We start from the raw sequence: 18,011 nt of genomic DNA on the forward strand, positions 1-18,011 counted from the left end.
CGCGTCCCAGATCCGGGCGCGGCTTCGCTGCGTTTCGGAGCCCCTCGCACCGAGCGAGGCCCGGCATTAACGCCCCGCTAACCACGTCCTGGGCAAATTCTGCCGGGCGAGCCGCTGGGGCCCGCATCGCGTTCAGAGTGCAGCGAATCCGCCCGTGAAGCCGGTCCTCGATCTCGTCACGAAGCTCGGACCGGCCCGGATCGCCGCCATGGCGGCGGTGACGCTGACGCTCATCGGCTTCTTCGCCTTCATCATCCTGCGGGTCTCGCGCCCCGACATGGGCGTGCTGTTCTCGGACCTGTCGATGCAGGATTCGGCCTCGGTCGTCCGCGACCTCGACAGCCGCGGCATCCGCTACGAGACGCGGGGCGAGGCGGGCCAGACGATCCTGGCGCCCCGGGCCGACCTCGCCAAGCTGCGCATGGACCTCGCCGGCAAGGGGCTGCCGACCCAGGGCGGCGTCGGCTACGAGATCTTCGACAAGGGCGACGCGTTCTCGTCCACCAACTTCGTGCAGAACGTGAACCACCTGCGCGCCCTGGAGGGCGAGCTCGCCCGCTCGATCCGGGCGATCGGCCGGGTCCAGGCGGCACGCGTCCACCTCGTCCTGCCGGAGCGGCGCCTGTTCGAGCGCGACCGGGAGAACCCGAGCGCCGCCATCGTGCTGAAGCTGATGGGCGACCTCGATGCCGGGCAGGTCCGGGCGATCCGCCACCTCGTGGCCTCCGCGGTGGAGGGCCTCAAGCCCGAGCGGGTCTCGATCGTCGACGAGCGCGGCCGGCTGCTCGCCGACGGCGCCCGGGACGCGGAGGCTGACGCCGCCGCCGGCTTCGAGGACCGGCAGGTCGCCCTGGAGCGGCGCCTGCGCGGCCAGATCGAGGACGTGGTCGCCGGCATCGTCGGGCCGGGCCGGGCGCGGGTGCAGGTTAACGCCGAACTCGACCTCAACCGGATCGAGAGCCGGTCCGAGACCTTCGACCCCGAAAGCCGGGTCGTCCGCTCGGCCCAGACCCGGACCGAATCCTCGCAGACCAGCAACGCCGACGGGCAGGTCAGCGTCGGCAACGAATTGCCCGGCGCCAACGCCACCGACAAGGCGCCCGCCCCGAAGGACGCGACCAACAAGAACGAGGAGACCACGAATTACGAGATCTCCCGGGTGACCAAGACCGAGGTGGCCGAGGGCGGCCGGGTCAAGCGCCTGTCGGTCGCCGTGGTGGTCGACGGGGTCTACGCGACGGCGCCCGACGGCAAGCAGACCTACAGCCCCCGCCCGCCCGCCGAGCTGGAGCGGATCACCGCCCTGGTGCGCAGCGCGGTCGGCTTCGACAAGGCCCGCGGCGACCAGATCGAGGTCGTCAACCTGCGCTTCGCCGAGGCGCCGAGCCTGCCGCAATTCGCCGAGCCGACGCTGATCCAGTCGCTGCTCGCCCCCACCAAGGAGGACGTGCTGCGCATGGCCGAGCTCGCCGTGCTGGCGCTCCTCACCCTGATCGTCCTGCTCACCGTGGTGCGTCCGCTGGTCAAGCAGGTCCTCGCGCCCGTGCCGGCCCCGCCGTCGCTCGCCGCGCCCGGGATGGGGATCGCGGGCGACGCGGCTGCCGTGGCGGGCCCCGCCGGGACCGTCACGGTCATCGAGCGCGACAACCCGACCGCCCGGCTGATGGAATTCGCCAAGATCAACGGTCAGGTCCAGGCCGAGACCGTCCAGCGCGTCGTCGACATGGTCCGGGCGAGCCCCGCCGAGACCGTCGAGGTGCTGCGCGGCTGGATCCAGGAAGAGTGACGCGTAGGGAGTCGAGGGCGCAACGATGGCGGCAGGTCTGGCAAATACCCTGGCGGCGGTGGGCGGCGATTCCTTCGCGTCGATGCCCGGTCCGCAGCGCGCGGCCGCGCTCCTGCTGATGCTCGGCGAGGAGGAAGGCGCGCCGATCTGGCAGATGCTGGAGGAGGACGAGGTCAAGAAGGTCAGCCACGCGATGGTCCAGCTCGGCACGCTGGAGGTCGCCACGGTCGAGCGGCTGATCATCGAGTTCGTGACGAAGCTCAGCAACAGCGGCGGCATCTCGTCGAACTTCGAGCGGACCGAGGCGCTGCTCCTCAAGATCTTCCCGAGCGATCAGGTCTCGCTGATCATGGCGGAGATCAAGGGCGCATCGGGCAAGCGCGTCTGGGCCTCGATCGCCCAGGTCGACCCGGAGATCCTCGCCTCGTTCCTGCGCAACGAGTACCCGCAGACCGTCGCGGTGGTGCTGTCGCGGGTGCGGGCCGACTATGCCGCCAAGGTGCTCACCATCCTGCCCGAGGATTTCGCCATCGATTGCCTCAACCGGATGCTGCGCATGGAGACGGTGCAGAAGGAGGCCCTGCGCCACATCGAGGAGACGCTGCGGGTCGAGTTCGTCTCCACCATCGCGCAGACCCAGCGCCGCGACGCCCACGAGATGATGGCCGACGTGTTCAACGCCTTCGACCGGCAGACCGAGGGCCGCTTCCTCGCCGCCCTCGACCAAGCGAACCGCGGCTCGGCCAAGCGCATCCGCGAATTGATGTTCACCTTCGAGGATCTGCTGAAGCTCGATCCGGGCAGCGTCCAGACCCTGATGCGCTCGGTCGACAACGACACCCTGTGCCGGGCGCTCAAGGGCGGCAACGAGCGGACCCGGGCCTTCTTCATGCAGCAGATGTCGACCCGCGCCGCCAAGAACCTCACGGACGAGATGGCCTCCCTCGGGCCCGTCCGCCTCAAGGAGGTGGACGAGGCGCAGGCCAAGATGACCGAGATCGCCAAGGACCTCGCCGAGAAGGGCGAGATCATGATCGCCAAGAATAGCGCCGAGGAGGAGTTGGTCTATTGAGCGCCCAGACCGCCCGGAGCGCGAAGCCGTTCCTGTTCGAGACCGATTTCCGCAGCGCCCGCCCCAGCGCCGAGGCGCAGCGCGCCGCCGAGGCGGCCGCCCGCGCCGAGGCCGAGGCCCATGCCCGCGGCCTGCAGGAGGGCCGGATCCAGGCCGAGGCGCAGATCCAGGGCCGGCTCGCCGACGCCCTGAACCGGCTGGCGCTCGCCGCCGCGGGCCTCATCGCCCAGGCCGACGCCCGGGATGCCGAGCGCGAGGTTCAGGCCGTCGAGGTCGCGATGCTGATCGCCCGGAAGGTCGCGGGCGACGCGCTGGACGCGGCGCCTTTGACCGGGATCGGCGAGGCGGCGCGCGCCGCGCTCCAGCACCTGCGCGGCGTGCCCCACCTCGTGGTGCGGGTCCATGACGGCCTCGTCGAGGAGGCCGAGTCCCTGATGAAGCGCCTCGCCCGCGAGCGTGGCTACGAGGGCCGCCTCGTCGTGCTGGGCGATCCCGACATGGCGGCGGGCGATGCCCGCATCGAGTGGGCCGACGGCGGCATCGTGCGCGAGCGCGCCCGCATCGAGGCGGCGGTGCTCGACGCCCTCGGCCTGCCGACGAGCCCGTGAAGGAACCCCGATGTCCGACGATTTCAGCCTGCCCCAGCTCGGCGAGCAAGACCCGGATTACGCGGGGGGCTCGATCCGCGATGCGCCGACCACGCCGAAGAGTGCCGCCGACCTGGAGCAGCTCTTCGACGTGCCCGTGATGGTCTCGGCGGTGCTGGGCTCCGCCCGAATGCCGATCGGCGACCTGCTCCGGATGGCGCCCGGCGCCGTGCTCGAACTCGACCGGAAGGTCGGCGAGGCGATCGACGTGTTCGTCAACAACCGGCTGGTCGCCCGCGGCGAGGTCGTCCTCGTCGAGGACCGGCTCGGGGTGACGATGACCGAGATCGTCAAGGGCGAGTGATTTCCGGGCCGAGTGATTTTTTCGGCGCGGCCGCCGGGGGGCTGTCCGCGCCAGTGCAGTTGAGAGGGACGAACCATGCGGCTCCTGATTATCGGGCGGCTCAACGGCGAGTTGATCACCGCTTCGAAGATCGCCATGCAGCGCGGCGCCTCCGTGACGCAGGCCGATGCCGTGCCGCAGGGCCTCAACGTGCTGCGCGCCCGCGGCGCCGACCTCATCATGATCGACGTGTCGTTGCCGATCGCCGGGCTGGTCTCGGCCCTGGAGGCGGAGCGGATCCGCACGCCCGTGGTCGCCTGCGGGGTCTCGGCGGACGCCTCGGCCGCGGTGGCGGCGATCCGGGCCGGAGCCAAGGAATACATCCCGCTCCCGCCGGACCCCGAGCTGATCGCCGCGGTGCTGGAGGCGGTCGCCACCGACCGCGCCGCCTTCGTGTGGCGCGACCCGTCGATGGAGCGGGTGGTCAAGCTCGCCGAGCAGGTCGCCCGGTCCGAGGCCTCAGTGCTGATCACCGGCGAGAGCGGCACCGGCAAGGAGGTGCTGGCCCGCCATGTCCACCAGAAGTCGAACCGGGCGGGCAAGCCCTTCGTGTCGGTGAACTGCGCGGCGATCCCTGAGGCCCTGCTCGAATCCGAGCTGTTCGGTCACGAGAAGGGGGCGTTCACCGGCGCGGTCGCCCGGCGCATCGGCCGGTTCGAGGAGGCCAACGGCGGCACGCTGCTCCTCGACGAGATCTCCGAGATGGACGTGCGCCTGCAGGCGAAGCTGCTGCGCGCCCTTCAGGAGCGGGTGATCGACCGGGTCGGCGGCACCGCGCCGGTGCGGGTCGACATCCGGGTGCTCGCCACCTCGAACCGCAACCTCGCCGAGGAGGTCCGCAAGGGGACGTTCCGCGAGGACCTGTTCTACCGGCTCAACGTCGTGGCGCTGAAACTGCCGCCCCTGCGCGAGCGGCCGGCCGACATCCTCGAACTCGCCGCGCATTTCGCCAAGAAATACGCCGCGGTGAACGGCGTGCCGCTCCGCCCGCTCTCGGCCGAGGCGCGGGCGCTGGTGCTGAAGAACCCCTGGCGCGGCAACGTCCGCGAGCTGGAGAACACCCTGCACCGGGCGGTGCTGCTGGCCTCGGGCGACGCGATCGACCCCGACGCGATCCTGTCGCCTGACGGCGAGGCGATGGCCGCCGAGGGTCCGGCGACGCGCGCCGCCCAGGCCGCCGAGGCCGCCACCCGCGGGCTGGTGGGGCGGACCGTGGCGCAGGTCGAGTGCGACCTGATCCTCGACACCCTGGACCATTGCCTGGGCAACCGCACCCATGCGGCCAAGATCCTCGGCATCTCGATCCGGACCCTGCGCAACAAGCTCAACGAGTACGTCTCGGCGGGCCTTGAGGTGGCCGAGCCCGGGAGCATTCGGGCGAGCGCGGCCTTCGGTTAGGGCCGCGCCGATCTAAGAGGAAACAGGATCTGCCGGCGACGCGCCTCCCCTCCCCCTCTGCGAGCCACCGGAGGCATACGTCGCGGGCCGGGGCGCTCTCTTCTCCCTCTTACGGCTACGAGCAACACAGGTTTGCGGTCTCGACGAGCGCGTCCTCGGCAGGTCGAGGCGCAAGTCCCCTCTCCCGAGCGGGAGAGGGACAGGGTGAGGGTCGAGAACTCTCCGACTGAGGCGCGCCTCGTCGGCACATCATTCCCGCGCTCGATCCTGTACCTTCTCATCCCTCACCCCAACCCTCTCCCGCACGGGAGAGGGGGCCTGTCGCGCTCTGTCATGAGCCGCATGCCTCAAACCTGTGTCGCCCGTAGCCCTTGCGGGGAGGCGCTAGGGGATCGCAGATCCCGCGTGGGGGTGGTGCAGGAGGCACCGTCACGATCGATCCTGTACCACCCCCACCCCTGGCCGCTTCCCGCAAGCTCGAGCGATCCCGGGCAAGCCCGGGATCGCCAGGGGAGGGAAAAGCGCTCTTCTTTGAGAGGGTTGAGTGTCGGGCAGCGAAGCGTGAATCTACAAGCCCGTAGAGGGGGAGGGAGACGCGCGGTGCCAGCTCCCGATGCGTGAGGCCGCAAGCATCCATGGGAGCCTGCATCCACCTAACGCATCGGCAGGCGACCGTCGCGTCTCGTGCCCGCCGAGACCGCGTGCGCGCTACCGGCGTCCGCCCTTCGCCGCCCGGTCTTGCGCGTTCTGAGCCGCGAAGGCCGCGTCGAGCTTGCGCAGTGAGGCGTAGCGGGCGACGTCGCCCTCGACGTCGCGGATCGTTTCCTCGACGAGATGGCGCTGGAGCGCGACGCGCGGATCGTCGGGCGGCAGCGCCTCCCGCTCCTGAAGGCGGAGGACGGCCTGTCGGACCACGGTGTAGACCGCCTCGCGCTCCTCCCGGGTCATCGACGGCTGGATCGCCTTCGCGACGAGATCGGAGAAATCCGACATGGACCGTTCGACTTCGCTCTTCCACCCGGCGCCGGTATCGCCGGCCACCCCTCTACAGACCACGCGGCACAGGATCCAGAGCCGCGTGGCGGCTGCTACATCCTCTGGTCGCGGATGCCGGCGATCAGGAGCGAGGACGAGCTCCAGATCACGAAGAAGCAGAAGAACGCCACGAGCAACGTGTGGCCCCGCTCCGGGTAGAGGCTGTCGGTCGGCAGGACCGGCGGCACGAAGGTCGCCAGGAAGATGTGCTGCTTGCCGGCCGCCACGCGGGCGCGGTCGAGCAGCAGATGGGCCGATTCCTCGAGCTTCTCGGCGATGGTCCGCTCGACCAGCAGGCCCTCGTACTGGAGCAGGGCCTCGGTCAGGTTCGAGCCGCCGGCGGCGGCACCCGCCGTGGTCATCTCGTCCTGCAGAGTCTTCATCTGCTGGTCGATGGCCGTGATGTTGGCGACGAGCGTCTGGATCGAGCGCGAGCGCTCGTCCAGGTTGGAGCTGCGCAGGACCTGAAGGTCGTTCTCGGCCTTGAGCTTGTCCTTCCGCAGCATCGTGAGTGTCGTCAGGACCCCCTCGGCGGATTTGACGGGATCGATCACCCCCCACTGATTGCGGAAGCCCTGAAGGGCGAGATGCGCCTTGCGCAGGCGATCCTGCGCGGTCTTGGCGTCGGTTTCGGCCTGCACGACCATGTCGGACTGCGCGCGCTTCGAGATTTCGTTGATCAGCGCCTCCGAGCGTCTCACGACCTCTCCGGCGATGGTCAGGGCGTCCTGGGGCGTGAAGGCCCGGACCGACAGGCGGATCACGCCCGAGATCGAGTCGATATGCGCGTCGACGTGCTTGCGCCAGTACTGGGTCAGATCCTCGATCGGATCCTTCGGATCGAACCGCGTCCAGAAATCGGCCTCCGGGCGGGAGAACATCTTGGACAGGCCGATGCTCTTCTCGAGCGCGTCGACCATGGTCTGGCTGGTGATGTAGTCGCGGACGATGAAGCTGTCCTGGCTGTTATGCTTCTGGATCAGGCTCGTGTACTGGCCGAGGGAGATGTTCTCCATCGGCTCGACATTGCCGCGCACGGCGAACTGCGCCTCGGCCACGTACTGGTTGGACGCGAAGCCGAACAGGTACAGCCCGACCACGAGAGTCGGCAGAACGACGAACAGGCTGATGCGGCGGATGATCCGCGCGCCGTAGCTCGACGTGTCCTCCCGGCGCGGGCGCAGGCCCGGCAGCTGGGTCCAGTCCAGGCGCTGGCGAATCGCCGCGGCCAGGGCCTGGGCGCCCCGCTTTTCCGGGACCGGCCGGATCGTCTCCGCGCTCCGCCGCAGCTCGGTCATCGTCGGGGCAGCGAACGTCACGATCTCGCTTTCGCGCGTGTCGTCTTTGACGTCGTCGAGGCTCATCCGCTCATTGTTCCTGGGTCTGCGCCGGTTCCGCCGAGGCGGCGCCGGCCAAGGGGCGGCCCGTGCGCGGAACCGGAATCCCGTTCTTTTAGGCCCTTTTTATGGCGCCCCTCTCGGCCCGCGGGGCCGCGGCGACGGGCGACGTAGCCCGAGACCGGTATCGCGCCCTAGGTTCTCTGAATGATGACAGAACCACGCCCGAAGGACGACGCGGATCGCAGCCCCTCCGGCCGGCCGGCGGGTCGATCCGCCAGCCGGTCCGCCAGCCGAACCGCCGGCCGGTCCGCCAAGACCAAGTTCACCGAGGTCGTGGTCGTCTGCTCCAAATGCGCCAAGCGGCAGGGCCTGCACCCGCGTGCCGTGCGCGCGCTCCTAAAGAAGGCCGGGAAGAAAGCCGCCAAGGTCCATCCTGCGAAGGACGCGGCGGGCGGCCGGAGGAAGCTCTGCATCGTCGAGTCGGGCTGCCTCGGCCCGTGTCCGAAGCACGCCATCGCGGTCGCCACCGGGGCGAGCCTCGCGGCCGGCCGCGTCGTCCTGCTCGATCCCGAGGCCGGGCCGGCGGAGGCGCTGGCCGCCGTGCTCGATCCGATGCCGCCGCGCCGGCCCCCGAATTCGGCCCCAATACCGCTCTAGCGGCATGACGCGCCGACGAATCGCCGCCGGCCCCTGACCGGCACAACCTGGAGCCACTGCTCTTGCCCACCTCTCAACGCGTAACGTGCACGCTGAGACCGTGACAGAAGAGCGGAAATCCGGGACGCGCCGGGCCGTCCGCGCCCTCGTGCGCCGCCTCCCGCTGCTCGGGACGCTGATCGGGCTCGGCTTCGCGGTCTGGCTGGTGGCGACCAACGACCTCCAGGCGGTGGCGACGGCCTTCGGCCGGATCGGCGTCGCGGGCTTCGTCGGCGTCACGCTGGTGCGGGCGCTGGTGCTGGTGATCTGCGGCATCGCCTGGGCGCGGATCCTCGACGGGCTGTCGCTGGCGCCGGCCTCGGCCTTTCTTAGCCTTCGGTTCGTGCGCGAGGGCATCAACGTCCTGCTGCCGGTCGCCTCGGTGGGCGGCGAGGTGCTGGGCGCGCGGCTCCTCACCTTCTGGGGCGTCGCCGGCTCGCTCGCCGCCGCCTCCGTGCTGGCCGATCTGCTGTTCCAGGTCGGCACGCTCGCCCTGTTCGCCGGCCTCGGCGCCGGCCTCTTGAGCCGCGTCGAGGGCGCGCAGGCGGCCGAGCTCGCCGACTGGACGCTGCGGACCCTCGCGGTGGCGGCGCTCGCCGTCGCGGCGTTCTTCGCGCTCCAGCGGACCGGCATCGTCCGTGTCCTTGAGGACCGGATCGCCGCCCTCGGCCGGCGCTTCGTGCGCGAGGCGGAGGCCCGGCCGGAGCCGAGCCAGCGCATCCAGGGCGCGCTCGATGCCATCTGGGCGCCGGGGCGGCGGGGGCGTCTCGCCCAGTCCGTGATCCTGCACGCCCTGGCCTGGCTCCTCGGCGCGACGGAGATTTTCGTCGTGCTGACCTGCATCGGGGTCGACCATGTGACGCTCACCGACATCCTGGTGATCGAATCGCTGAGCCAAGCCATCAAGGCCGCCGCCTTCCTGGTCCCGAGCGGGCTCGGCGTGCAGGAGGGCGGGCTCGTACTGGTCTGCGGCCTGTTCGGCATCGATGCCGGGACGGCCATCGCCCTGTCCCTCGCCCGCCGGGTACCCGACGTGGTGCTCGGCCTGCCGTCGCTCCTCGTCTGGCAGAACCTCGAAGCGCGCCGCGAGGGCGTGCGCCCCGCCGCGCCGACCTGCGACCGCTCGTGACCCCGATCCCCGACCTTCCGACAACCCCGAACCGCCCCGGCCCGGGGCGCCACCGCCGGCGCCTGGGCCTGGGCCTGGGCTTGCTGGCGATCCCGGCGCTCGCGCTGCTCGCCGCCTCGCCGGCCCTCGCCCAGAGCGTCACCCTGGACCTCGGCGCCGGCGGCACGACCGAGCGGGCGCTGCAGCTCGTCGCGCTGATCACGGTGCTCGCGGTCGCGCCCTCGGTGCTGGTGATGGCCACCGCCTTCACCCGGATCGTGGTGGTGCTCTCGCTCCTGCGCTCGGCACTCGGCACCCAGACGGCGCCGCCGACCGCGGTGCTGGTCAGCCTCGCCCTGTTCCTGACCGCCTTCGTGATGGCGCCGACCGGCCGCGCCGCCTACAGCGCCGGCATCGAGCCCCTGATCGCCGGGCGGATCACGCAGGCCCAGGCCTTCGAGCGCGCCTCGGCGCCGTTCAAGACCTTCATGCTGAAGAACGTCCGCGAGAAGGATCTCAAGCTGTTCCTCGACCTCGCCAAGATCCCGGCGCCGAAGGGCCCCGAGGATGTCGGCCTGGAGATCGTGACGCCGGCCTTCATGATCTCGGAGCTCCGGCGCGCCTTCGAGATCGGCTTCCTGCTGTTCATTCCGTTCCTGATCATCGACCTCGTGGTCGCCTCGGTGCTGATGGCGATCGGCATGATGATGCTGCCGCCCGCCACGGTCTCGCTGCCGTTCAAGCTGATCTTCTTCGTGCTGGTCGACGGATGGACCCTGGTGGCGGGCTCGCTGGTGCAGAGCTACGGGAGCTGACGTCGGCGGGCTGTCGTCAGGCCTCGACGATCCGGACCGTGACGAAGCCCTCGTCGGTGCCCGGCGGCTCGAACAGGCGGTCGACGGAGCGGATGCTCTCCGCGGGCACGCGCCGGTCGTCCGGGCACTGGCTGTTCCGCTCCAGGGCCAGGGCGAGCGGCGCCCGGATCCAGACCGCCGCCACGGGGACGCCGTACGATCGGGCGAGCGCGACGATGGGTGCACGGTGCCGGGCGCCGGGCAGCGCCGCGTCGAAACAGACCGTTCCGGCCTCCGGTTCCTGGCTGGCAATCCAGGTCGATTTACCCGACCCCTGCAGGCCGCAGACAACCACCAGCCGCGCGACGGTCCCGGCCTCCAGCCATCCGCGTAGCGCCGCGAAGGCTTGGCACCACGCCTCGGCGTTGCGCTCCGGCGTCCAGATGCGGCCGGCCCCGGTCTCCAGGACTGCGTCCGGATCGATGACGCGGATGCCGTTCATCCCGGCGGCGTGCCGGGGGTCGCGGCGTTGCTCTGCCGGTCGCCGCCCGGGGGCGCGGATCCCGCCTCGTCGGCGCCCTTCGCCGTCCCCCGGTCGGGCGCGGAGGCGTCGGGATAGCGCTTGCGATACTCGGCCAGGAAGGCCGACAGCGTCTCGGCCTTGGTGGCCTGGGCCGCCACCGCGCGGAAGCCCGGGTTGCGGGTCGGATCGGTCCCCGTGAGCAGCGCGAAGGTGCGCGCGTCCGGGCTCGCCGCCATGGATTCCGAGAACTTCGCCTTCAGCCGCTCCAGGCCGATCGCCTCGCCCGCGAGGTTGTAGGCGATGGCGGCGCGTATGGCATCGGCCCGGGACGCCGCGTCGAGGGGCTGGCCGGTCCGCCACGCCTCGCCGAGCAGCGCCTCATGGGTCTCGCCGGCCTCGCGCCAGCGGCGGGCGCCCCAGTAGATGTCGGCGCGCAGGCGCTCGATATCCGGCCCGCTCTCGCCCTCGATCGTCTCCAGGGCGAGGTCGGTGCGGGTCAGGTCCGAGAGGGCGCGGGCGCGGATCAGGTTCCGGGCGCGCTTCAGCTCGCCCGGCAGCTCGGGCAGGTCGGTGGCGTCGAGGACCTTCAGCGCCTGCAGGGGCTTGTCGTCCATCAGCCGCACTGTGGCGAGCCGCGCCGCGACCGCCGACCGGGCCGGGCCGGTCAGCCGGTTGTCGATCTGGTACTGGAGCAGGTCTGCGGCCGGTTCGAGGAGGTCGAGACCCACGAGACGGTCGGCCAGCCGGCGCACGACCTCGTCGCCGCGCCGCCCGATCGGGCTCAGCTCGCGGAAATCGAAGAACAGGGCCACGGCCTCGACCCCCGGCAGGCTCTCGCCCCTGTCGGTGAGGTACAGGCTCTCGAAGGCGGCCTGCGCCTCGCGGGAGAGCGCCTCCGAGGCGCTGGCGTTGGGCGCGGCGGCATTGGCCCGGCGCACCGCCGTGAAGGCTTGGCGCCAGCGGCCGGCCGCAAGGTCGAGCCGGGCCACGCCCGCCGTGAGGGCTTCCTCGATCGGGCCGCCATGCCAGGTCATGGCGAGCCGTTCCAGGCGCTCGGTCGCGGCCTCCGGGGTCAGCTTGCCGGCGGACCGGGCGAGCAACGTTCCGCGCAGGGCCGCCTCCACGGAGACCGGACGCACCGCCTCCGCCTCCAGGCGGGTATAGGCATCGAGCGCCGCCTCGATCTGACCAGTCGCCTCGGCGACGCGGGCCCGGACCAGGGCCAGACGGTCGCGGATCCAGGGGGGCAGGTCGCGGGCGTCCGCGGCGCGGGCGGCGGCCGATTCGGTGTCGCCGTTCTCGATCGCCGATTCCGCCGCGGCCGCGCGGATCGTCTGCGCCAGATCCAGGGGATAGCCCTGGGCGATTGGCAGGACCTTGAGGAAGCCGGTCTCGGCCGCCTTCCAGTCCCCCGCGCCGGCCGCGGCCATCGCCCGCCACAGGGCGGCTTCCGGATTCCCGGCGAGGACCGGAACCGACAGAGCCTTCAGCGCCGCGGCGTCGTGCCCCCTCCGAACGAGCGCGATGCCCCGCAGCAGGGCGGTGTCGCGCTGGCCGGCGAGCAGCGGATCGTCGGCCGCCGCCGCGTCGAGCGCCGCGAGGGCTTCGGGGTTCAGCCCGTTGGCCAGGTAGGCGCGGGCCAGCGCGAGCCGCGCCGGGCCGCGATCGGCCGGATTGGCGGCGGCGGCCGCGTCGAGCGCGGCGCGCAGGGTATCGCGCACGTTCCCGGACCGCGCCCGGTTCCAGGCCTCGGTCGCGATGGCCAGGGGCCCCGCCTCGGCCAGGGCGGTATCGTCCTTCCGCGCGGTCGCCGAGGTGGCGAGGCCGCTGGCCCGGCCGATCGTCACCGTGTCGAGTTCGGGGCGCACCGCGAGGTCGTCGGCACTGGCGAGCACCGCGAGGCCGTGCCGGCTCGGCAGGATCTCGAAATCGACGAATCGCCGGCTCTTCGGATTGCCGACCGGCCGCTGGGCCGCCGAGGTGACCACCGCGATCCGCTCGCCGTCGAGGTCGAGCCACGTCGCGGAGCCCGGCCGGCGCAGGCCGAGGGAGACCGTGATCCGGCCCGACGCATCGGGCCTGCGCACGGGATCGATCGTGTCGCTCGGGCTCAGGGTGTCGCCCGCCGAGAGTTCCCAGCCGGCCCCGCCCTCCGTGGCGACCGCGTTCAGATCGACCAGGCGACCCTGGGGCGCCGAGAAGCGCAGGACCGTCAGCGGCCCGGTCCGGGTGGGGCTTCCCAGCGGCGCGAGACCCTGTTTGCCGGTCGGCACCGGGACCGGCTCGGCGGTCTCGAAGGCGAGCGTGACCACGCCGCCGCGCTCGAACAGGACGACCGGCGGCAGGGCATGGAACGGGAAGACCAGGCCAGACCCGGCCGGCCGCATCGGCGGCGGCGCGGGCGGGCGTTCCGGGACGGCGGCCGCCTCCGCCCGGGCCGGCGGCGCGGGGGCCGGAACGGGGGCGGCGGGCGCGGCGGGGGCGGGTGCCGGCGTCGCGGGGCCGGGGATCGCGACGGCGGCGCTGGCGGGTTCCGCCGGCTTGCGCCGGACGACATCCACGAGGAACGCCCCGTCCTCGCGCTCCGAGCCGATCTGGAACCCGTCCTCGGGGGTGACGAGCAGGCTGGCCGAGGTCGCATCCGTCTCGGTCGCCAGCTTGGCGATGCCGGGCCGGGGACGCCCGCGGGTCCCGCTCGGGTCGATGGTCCAGGGGCCGACGACCCGCAGGCGTGTGGCGGAGCCCTCGGTGGTGAGGGTCGTGACGGCCTCCGCGGGCATGCGCAGCGCGAGGCGCGTCAGCGTCGGCAGGAGCGCCAGTTCGAGTGACAGGGGTTTGCGCACCGGCTCGGGGATGCGGGCCTTGAGGGCCTCCTCGGCGGCCCTGGCGCGGCGGGCGAGTTCGGCCACCACCTCGGGCGGCAGCGGCGGCGGCAATCCGGCCCAGCCCTCCGGCAGCAGATCCACGAAGACGCGCTCGCCGGCCATCTGCAGGTTGACCCGGTAGGGTCGCTGCAGGGCGACCCGCAGCCCGGTCCCGTCCGGATCGCGCCGGACGCTCGACACGTAGGCGGGCATCTCGTCCGACAGGCGTTCAGGGCCCTGTCCGACGCGCTCGCCGTAGCCGAGGAGCAGCACGCCGCCGGCGAGCTTGGCCTTGACGGTGACGGGCTTGTCGAAGGTGAGCACGATGCGGCCGTAGCCACCGGGACCGGCGCCGGCCACCGCGGCGCTCTCCGTCCCCTTGGCGCCGATCAGCCGGGCGGCCAGCGCCGGGTCGACCGCCGCCAGCAGGGCGAGCACCGGCAGCGACGCGCGCAGCATCCGCCGTCCGAGCCCCTGACCGATCCGGGGTCGCCCGCCCACCGATCCCATCGCCTCGCCGATCCGATTCCGGCCCGCGGCACCGGCGGGGCCGCGGCGCGCGGCGCCACTTGTCGCGGTCATCCTGCGGCGCGGCCACTAACGTGGCCTTAACCGTATCCCGCAAATCGGCGAGATCGGCTTGGGGGATTGGCTTGAGGGATCGGCCTGCGTCAGCCGCTCAGCGCGACGGCGCGGTCGAGGGCCTGGGCGAATCCCTCCAGCGGGACCGTGATCGTGGCGTCGTCGCTGCCGCTGCTCTTGTGGCCGATCACGAACAGCTTCTTGGCGGTCCGCATGCCGTCGAGGGCAAGCGTCGGGAAGCTGATCGGCACGAAGCAGCCGTCCGGCCCGCAGGCGGTGTAGGGCGCGCCCTTGCCGAGGGTCTGCTCGTCGAGCTTGAAGCTGATGCCCGGCTCGATCGACAGGCCGAACGGCATCAGCACGATCCCCTCGGCACGGCCGTCCTTCGGCGTCTGCAGCTCGATGCCGAACTTGCGCCGACCCGTCTTCGAATCACCCTGCGACTGGGCGACGATGCAGGTGACCGTCTCGCCCGGATGCGTGCAGGTCATGGACCAGTCGCCGTAGCTCTCGGTCACGGTGCTGGCGCCCGTGGGCCACGCAGCATGGGCCGGCGCCGGCGCGGCGGCCGGCGTGGCCTCCGCGGCGGGCTTGGCCTCCGCGGCGGGCTTGGCCGCCGGCTTCGGGGCGGGCTTGGGCTTGGGCTTCGGCTTGGCCTTGTGCGGCGCCTCGGCCGGGGCGGCCGCCGGCTCGGCATCCTGAGCCCGCGGCGCCGCCAGCGGGAGGGCGAGCAGCAGCGTGACGGTCAGGCTGGAGCGCAGGAGCGCGCGAATCGTCGGCATGGAATCAACAACCCCCGGGGCCATGGAACGGCAGAGCCGCCTAAAGCCCAAGCGGGGACGACGCAAATGATCCGGCGTGGCCGACGGCGATGCCGGCCCGCGCGCGGCAGGCTCAGAGCGGGTTGGGGCCGCCGGCGGCGCGGGCCAGGGCGCAGCGGCGCGCGAAGGACGCCTCGGCGCCGGTGCGGACGGCGCGGGCACAGGCGAACACCAGGGTGAGGAAGCCAGGATCGCGATCGGCGGTCTCGGTAACCGGGCCGGGGATCCGGGAGGCGATGAGAGCGAGCATGACGGACTCCGACAGGGCTGTGGCTCGGACGCTTCCGGAATCCCTCGTCAGGCGACCGTCTCGGCGGCCGTGTTGCAACGCAATATGAGGAATGTCGCAGGAGCCGGCCACCAGCTGGAGCGCGGATGGTTCATGCGCTCAGATCATAGCCAAAGGCGCGGCACGTCAACGTTGTGTTTACATCGCGATGCAGCGGACGGTTGACCGCGCCCGGGCGAGCCGCCATTGAGCCGCGTTCGGCGATGGCCCCATCGGCCGCGCCGCAGCGCGTGGGCGCAGCTGTCGCCGCAGTGTCACATGCGCGCCATAACCCGCACGCTGGCCAGACCGCGCGGACGCCGGTTGCGTTCGCCAGCTCCGAGGATTCCTGAATGACCGATCAGCCGACCCGTCACCCGATCCATGGCCGTGTCAGCGGCCCCATCGTGATGATCGGCTTCGGCTCGATCGGCCGGGGCACCCTGCCCCTGATCGAGCGCCATTTCGAGTACGACAAGGCCCGCTTCACGGTGATCGACCCGGTCGACACCCACCGGGCGCTGGCCGAGAAGCACGGCCTGCGCTTCGAGAAGGTGGCGCTGACGCCCGAGAACTATCGCGACGTGCTCACCCCGCTCCTCACCGAGGGCGGCGGCCAGGGCTTCTGCGTGAACCTCTCGGTCGACACCTCGTCGCGCGCCATCCTGGAACTCTGCCGCGAACTCGGCGCCCTCTACATCGACACGGTGGCCGAGCCCTGGCCGGGCTTCTACTTCGACAAGAGCAAGAGCCAGGGCGACCGCACCAACTACGCCCTGCGCGAGGACATCCTCGACGCCCGCGCCCAGAAGCCCGGCGGCCCCACCGCGGTCTCGTGCTGCGGCGCCAATCCCGGCATGGTCTCTTGGTTCGTCAAGCAGGCGCTGCTCAACATCGCACAGGATACCGGCCTGCAGCGGCCCGAGCCCAAGACCCGGGCCGAGTGGGCCGGGCTGATGAAGGATCTGGGCGTGAAGGGCGTCCACATCGCCGAGCGGGACACGCAGCGCGCCAAGACCCCGAAGCCGCGTGGCGTCTTCGTCAACACGTGGTCGGTGGAGGGCTTCGTCTCCGAGGGCAACCAGCCGGCCGAGCTCGGCTGGGGCACGCACGAGACCTGGAAGCCCGCCAATGCCCGCGAGCAGGAGAAGGGCTCGCGTTGCGCCATCTACCTGCTTCAGCCGGGCGCCGACACGCGGGTGCGCACCTGGGTGCCGACCGCCGGCTCCCAGTTCGGCTTCCTCGTGACCCACAACGAGGCGGTCTCGATCGCCGACTACTACACGGTGCAGGAGGGCGGTCAGCCGGTGTTCCGGCCGACCTGCCACTACGCCTACCATCCGGCCGACGACGCGGTGCTGTCGCTCCACGAGATGTTCGGCAAGGCCGCCAAGGTGCAGGAGCAGCACCACATCCTCGACGAGACCGAGATCGTGGACGGCATCGACGAGCTCGGCGTGCTGGTCTACGGCCATAAGAAGAACGCCTACTGGTATGGCTCGCAGCTCTCCATCGAGGAGACCCGGCAAATCGCCCCCTACCAGAACGCCACCGGCCTGCAGGTGACCTCGGCGGTGCTCGCCGGCATGGTCTGGGCGCTGGAGAACCCGGAGGCCGGCATCGTCGAGGCCGACGAGATGGATTTCCGCCGCTGCCTGGAGGTCCAGACCCCGTATCTCGGCCCGGTGGTCGGCGTGTACACGGACTGGACGCCGCTCACCGACCGTCCCGGCCTGTTCCCGGAGGACATCGACACCAGCGATCCGTGGCAGTTCCGCAACGTGCTGGTGCACGGCTGAGCGCGGAAGCCCTCCTCCCCGCCAGAGGGTGGAGGGCCCCCAGACCGGCCTACTCGGCCTGACGCCGCGTCACCAACGTGCGGTTCGGCTCGACCTCACCCCGGTCCTGATAGAGCGGCACGATCGCCCGCAGCCAGCCGCGGATCTCGCGCCCGCCGTAATTGCGCTGGACCACGTCCCGGGTGAGGTAGGCCTGCAGGTTCACCGGACCGAAATTGTACCCGACGAGGCCGCCCACCGCGATCTGCCCCTGCGGCCGGTAGCTGCCGACGCCCGTGGGCAGGTCGCTCGACCCGTAGGCCACCGCGCCGACCTGCCACTTGCCGAACTTCCGCGTCATCGTGAGATCGAGGTTGAGATAGTCCGGATAGATGGTCCCGGAGGGCGAGCGGGTGTCGAGGAAGACGCCGTAGAGCAGGTTCGCGGTCAGGTTCCAGTCCTGGCCGGTATAGCTCGCCGCGAAGCGGTGGGTCAGCGAGGCCGACTGGGTCAGGAAGCGCGTCTGGATCGGCAGATAGCCGCCGAATAGGTAGCTGACGCCGACATCGCCGCCGAGATCCCAGGCGAGCTGCGCGGCCAGGAGCTGCTGGCCGATGCCGCTCTGGTAGGGCGCCCCCCGGCTGCTCGCCGCTGCGACCGGCTGCGTGAAGAAGAACTGCAGCCGCGCGCCCGCCACGTCCCAGGGCGTTGCCCAGGCCAGCGTCGGCAGGTTGACGTTGGTGGACGAGTCGCGGGGCTGCGTGCTGCGCGTGCCGAAGCTCGACAAGTTGACGAAGTAGAGCCCGACCGGAAGCTGCGCCCCGACCGGCAGCCCCACCGTCTGTCCGGGCTGTGCCGCCGAGCCGGCCTGCACCGGGCGGGCGCCGGACACGATCACGACGGTGAGCGCCGCCCAGAGGGTGCGTGACGTCAAACGGTATGCGGCCATCGAGAAT

The 18,011-nt window shown here is 71.6% G+C and carries 16 protein-coding genes; 9 read left to right on the top strand and 7 right to left on the bottom strand.

All coding sequences use genetic code 11. The features are described from left to right. Positions 1 to 154 precede the first annotated feature (154 nt). The 5 genes from fliF to flbD all read left to right on the top strand — a co-directional run bounded on the left by fliF (position 155) and on the right by flbD (position 5,246). Positions 155 to 1,786, top strand: a complete 1,632-nt coding sequence (gene fliF / locus AAHG09_RS03250) for a flagellar basal-body MS-ring/collar protein FliF (protein ID WP_342105324.1) — start codon at positions 155 to 157, stop codon at positions 1,784 to 1,786. Between the two features lie 25 nt (positions 1,787 to 1,811). Then, on the top strand, positions 1,812 to 2,858 hold the full coding sequence (locus AAHG09_RS03255; protein ID WP_342105325.1) for a flagellar motor switch protein FliG: 1,047 nt from the start codon (positions 1,812 to 1,814) through the stop codon (positions 2,856 to 2,858). After that, positions 2,855 to 3,466 carry a FliH/SctL family protein gene (locus AAHG09_RS03260; protein WP_342105326.1) on the top strand — a complete coding sequence of 204 codons (612 nt, stop codon included), beginning with the start codon at positions 2,855 to 2,857 and terminating at the stop codon, positions 3,464 to 3,466. The genes AAHG09_RS03255 and AAHG09_RS03260 overlap by 4 nt, the downstream gene beginning before the upstream one ends. Positions 3,467 to 3,476: 10 nt before the next feature. After that, positions 3,477 to 3,809, top strand: a complete 333-nt coding sequence (gene fliN / locus AAHG09_RS03265) for a flagellar motor switch protein FliN (protein ID WP_244043230.1) — start codon at positions 3,477 to 3,479, stop codon at positions 3,807 to 3,809. Between the two features lie 75 nt (positions 3,810 to 3,884). After that, positions 3,885 to 5,246 carry a sigma-54-dependent transcriptional regulator FlbD gene (gene flbD / locus AAHG09_RS03270; RefSeq protein ID WP_342105327.1) on the top strand — a complete coding sequence of 454 codons (1,362 nt, stop codon included), beginning with the start codon at positions 3,885 to 3,887 and terminating at the stop codon, positions 5,244 to 5,246. A gap of 708 nt (positions 5,247 to 5,954) precedes the next feature. Here flbD and AAHG09_RS03275 read toward each other — a convergent pair. Together AAHG09_RS03275 and AAHG09_RS03280 are read right to left on the bottom strand one after the other, a co-directional pair. Then, on the bottom strand, positions 5,955 to 6,239 hold the full coding sequence (locus tag AAHG09_RS03275) for a hypothetical protein (protein WP_342105328.1): 285 nt from the start codon (positions 6,237 to 6,239) through the stop codon (positions 5,955 to 5,957). A 95-nt stretch (positions 6,240 to 6,334) separates the two neighbouring features. Then, positions 6,335 to 7,645: a capsule biosynthesis protein gene (locus AAHG09_RS03280; protein ID WP_342105329.1), complete on the bottom strand. Its 1,311-nt coding sequence runs from the start codon at positions 7,643 to 7,645 to the stop codon at positions 6,335 to 6,337. Between the two features lie 180 nt (positions 7,646 to 7,825). Here AAHG09_RS03280 and AAHG09_RS03285 point away from each other — a divergent pair, with 180 nt between their 5' ends. The 3 genes from AAHG09_RS03285 (at position 7,826) to fliP (ending at position 10,240) form a co-directional block, all read left to right on the top strand. Continuing rightward, complete coding sequence (locus AAHG09_RS03285; protein WP_342105330.1) at positions 7,826 to 8,278, top strand: hypothetical protein; 453 nt, start codon at positions 7,826 to 7,828, stop codon at positions 8,276 to 8,278. A gap of 100 nt (positions 8,279 to 8,378) precedes the next feature. Continuing rightward, complete coding sequence (locus AAHG09_RS03290; protein WP_342105331.1) at positions 8,379 to 9,446, top strand: flippase-like domain-containing protein; 1,068 nt, start codon at positions 8,379 to 8,381, stop codon at positions 9,444 to 9,446. A gap of 62 nt (positions 9,447 to 9,508) precedes the next feature. Further along, on the top strand, positions 9,509 to 10,240 hold the full coding sequence (fliP, locus tag AAHG09_RS03295; protein WP_412759981.1) for a flagellar type III secretion system pore protein FliP: 732 nt from the start codon (positions 9,509 to 9,511) through the stop codon (positions 10,238 to 10,240). Positions 10,241 to 10,256: 16 nt separating this feature from the next. Here fliP and AAHG09_RS03300 read toward each other — a convergent pair whose 3' ends face one another. The 4 genes from AAHG09_RS03300 to AAHG09_RS03315 form a co-directional block, all read right to left on the bottom strand. Next, on the bottom strand, positions 10,257 to 10,721 hold the full coding sequence (locus AAHG09_RS03300) for an AAA family ATPase (protein ID WP_342105332.1): 465 nt from the start codon (positions 10,719 to 10,721) through the stop codon (positions 10,257 to 10,259). Next, positions 10,718 to 14,116 carry a hypothetical protein gene (locus AAHG09_RS03305; RefSeq protein WP_412759982.1) on the bottom strand — a complete coding sequence of 1,133 codons (3,399 nt, stop codon included), beginning with the start codon at positions 14,114 to 14,116 and terminating at the stop codon, positions 10,718 to 10,720. The genes AAHG09_RS03300 and AAHG09_RS03305 overlap by 4 nt, the downstream gene beginning before the upstream one ends. Before the next feature lie 161 nt (positions 14,117 to 14,277). Then, entirely contained in the window at positions 14,278 to 14,970 is a 693-nt protein-coding gene (locus AAHG09_RS03310) for an invasion associated locus B family protein (RefSeq protein WP_342105334.1), read from the bottom strand. A gap of 112 nt (positions 14,971 to 15,082) precedes the next feature. Continuing rightward, complete coding sequence (locus AAHG09_RS03315; RefSeq protein WP_243998534.1) at positions 15,083 to 15,259, bottom strand: hypothetical protein; 177 nt, start codon at positions 15,257 to 15,259, stop codon at positions 15,083 to 15,085. A 371-nt stretch (positions 15,260 to 15,630) separates the two neighbouring features. Here AAHG09_RS03315 and AAHG09_RS03320 point away from each other — a divergent pair, with 371 nt between their 5' ends. After that, entirely contained in the window at positions 15,631 to 17,076 is a 1,446-nt protein-coding gene (locus AAHG09_RS03320; protein ID WP_342105336.1) for a homospermidine synthase, read from the top strand. Between the two features lie 49 nt (positions 17,077 to 17,125). Here AAHG09_RS03320 and AAHG09_RS03325 read toward each other — a convergent pair whose 3' ends face one another. After that, positions 17,126 to 18,004 carry a transporter gene (locus AAHG09_RS03325; protein ID WP_342105337.1) on the bottom strand — a complete coding sequence of 293 codons (879 nt, stop codon included), beginning with the start codon at positions 18,002 to 18,004 and terminating at the stop codon, positions 17,126 to 17,128. Positions 18,005 to 18,011 lie beyond the last annotated feature (7 nt).

Source organism: Methylobacterium guangdongense (assembly GCF_038442355.1).
Classification (GTDB): Bacteria; Pseudomonadota; Alphaproteobacteria; order Rhizobiales; family Beijerinckiaceae; genus Methylobacterium; species Methylobacterium guangdongense.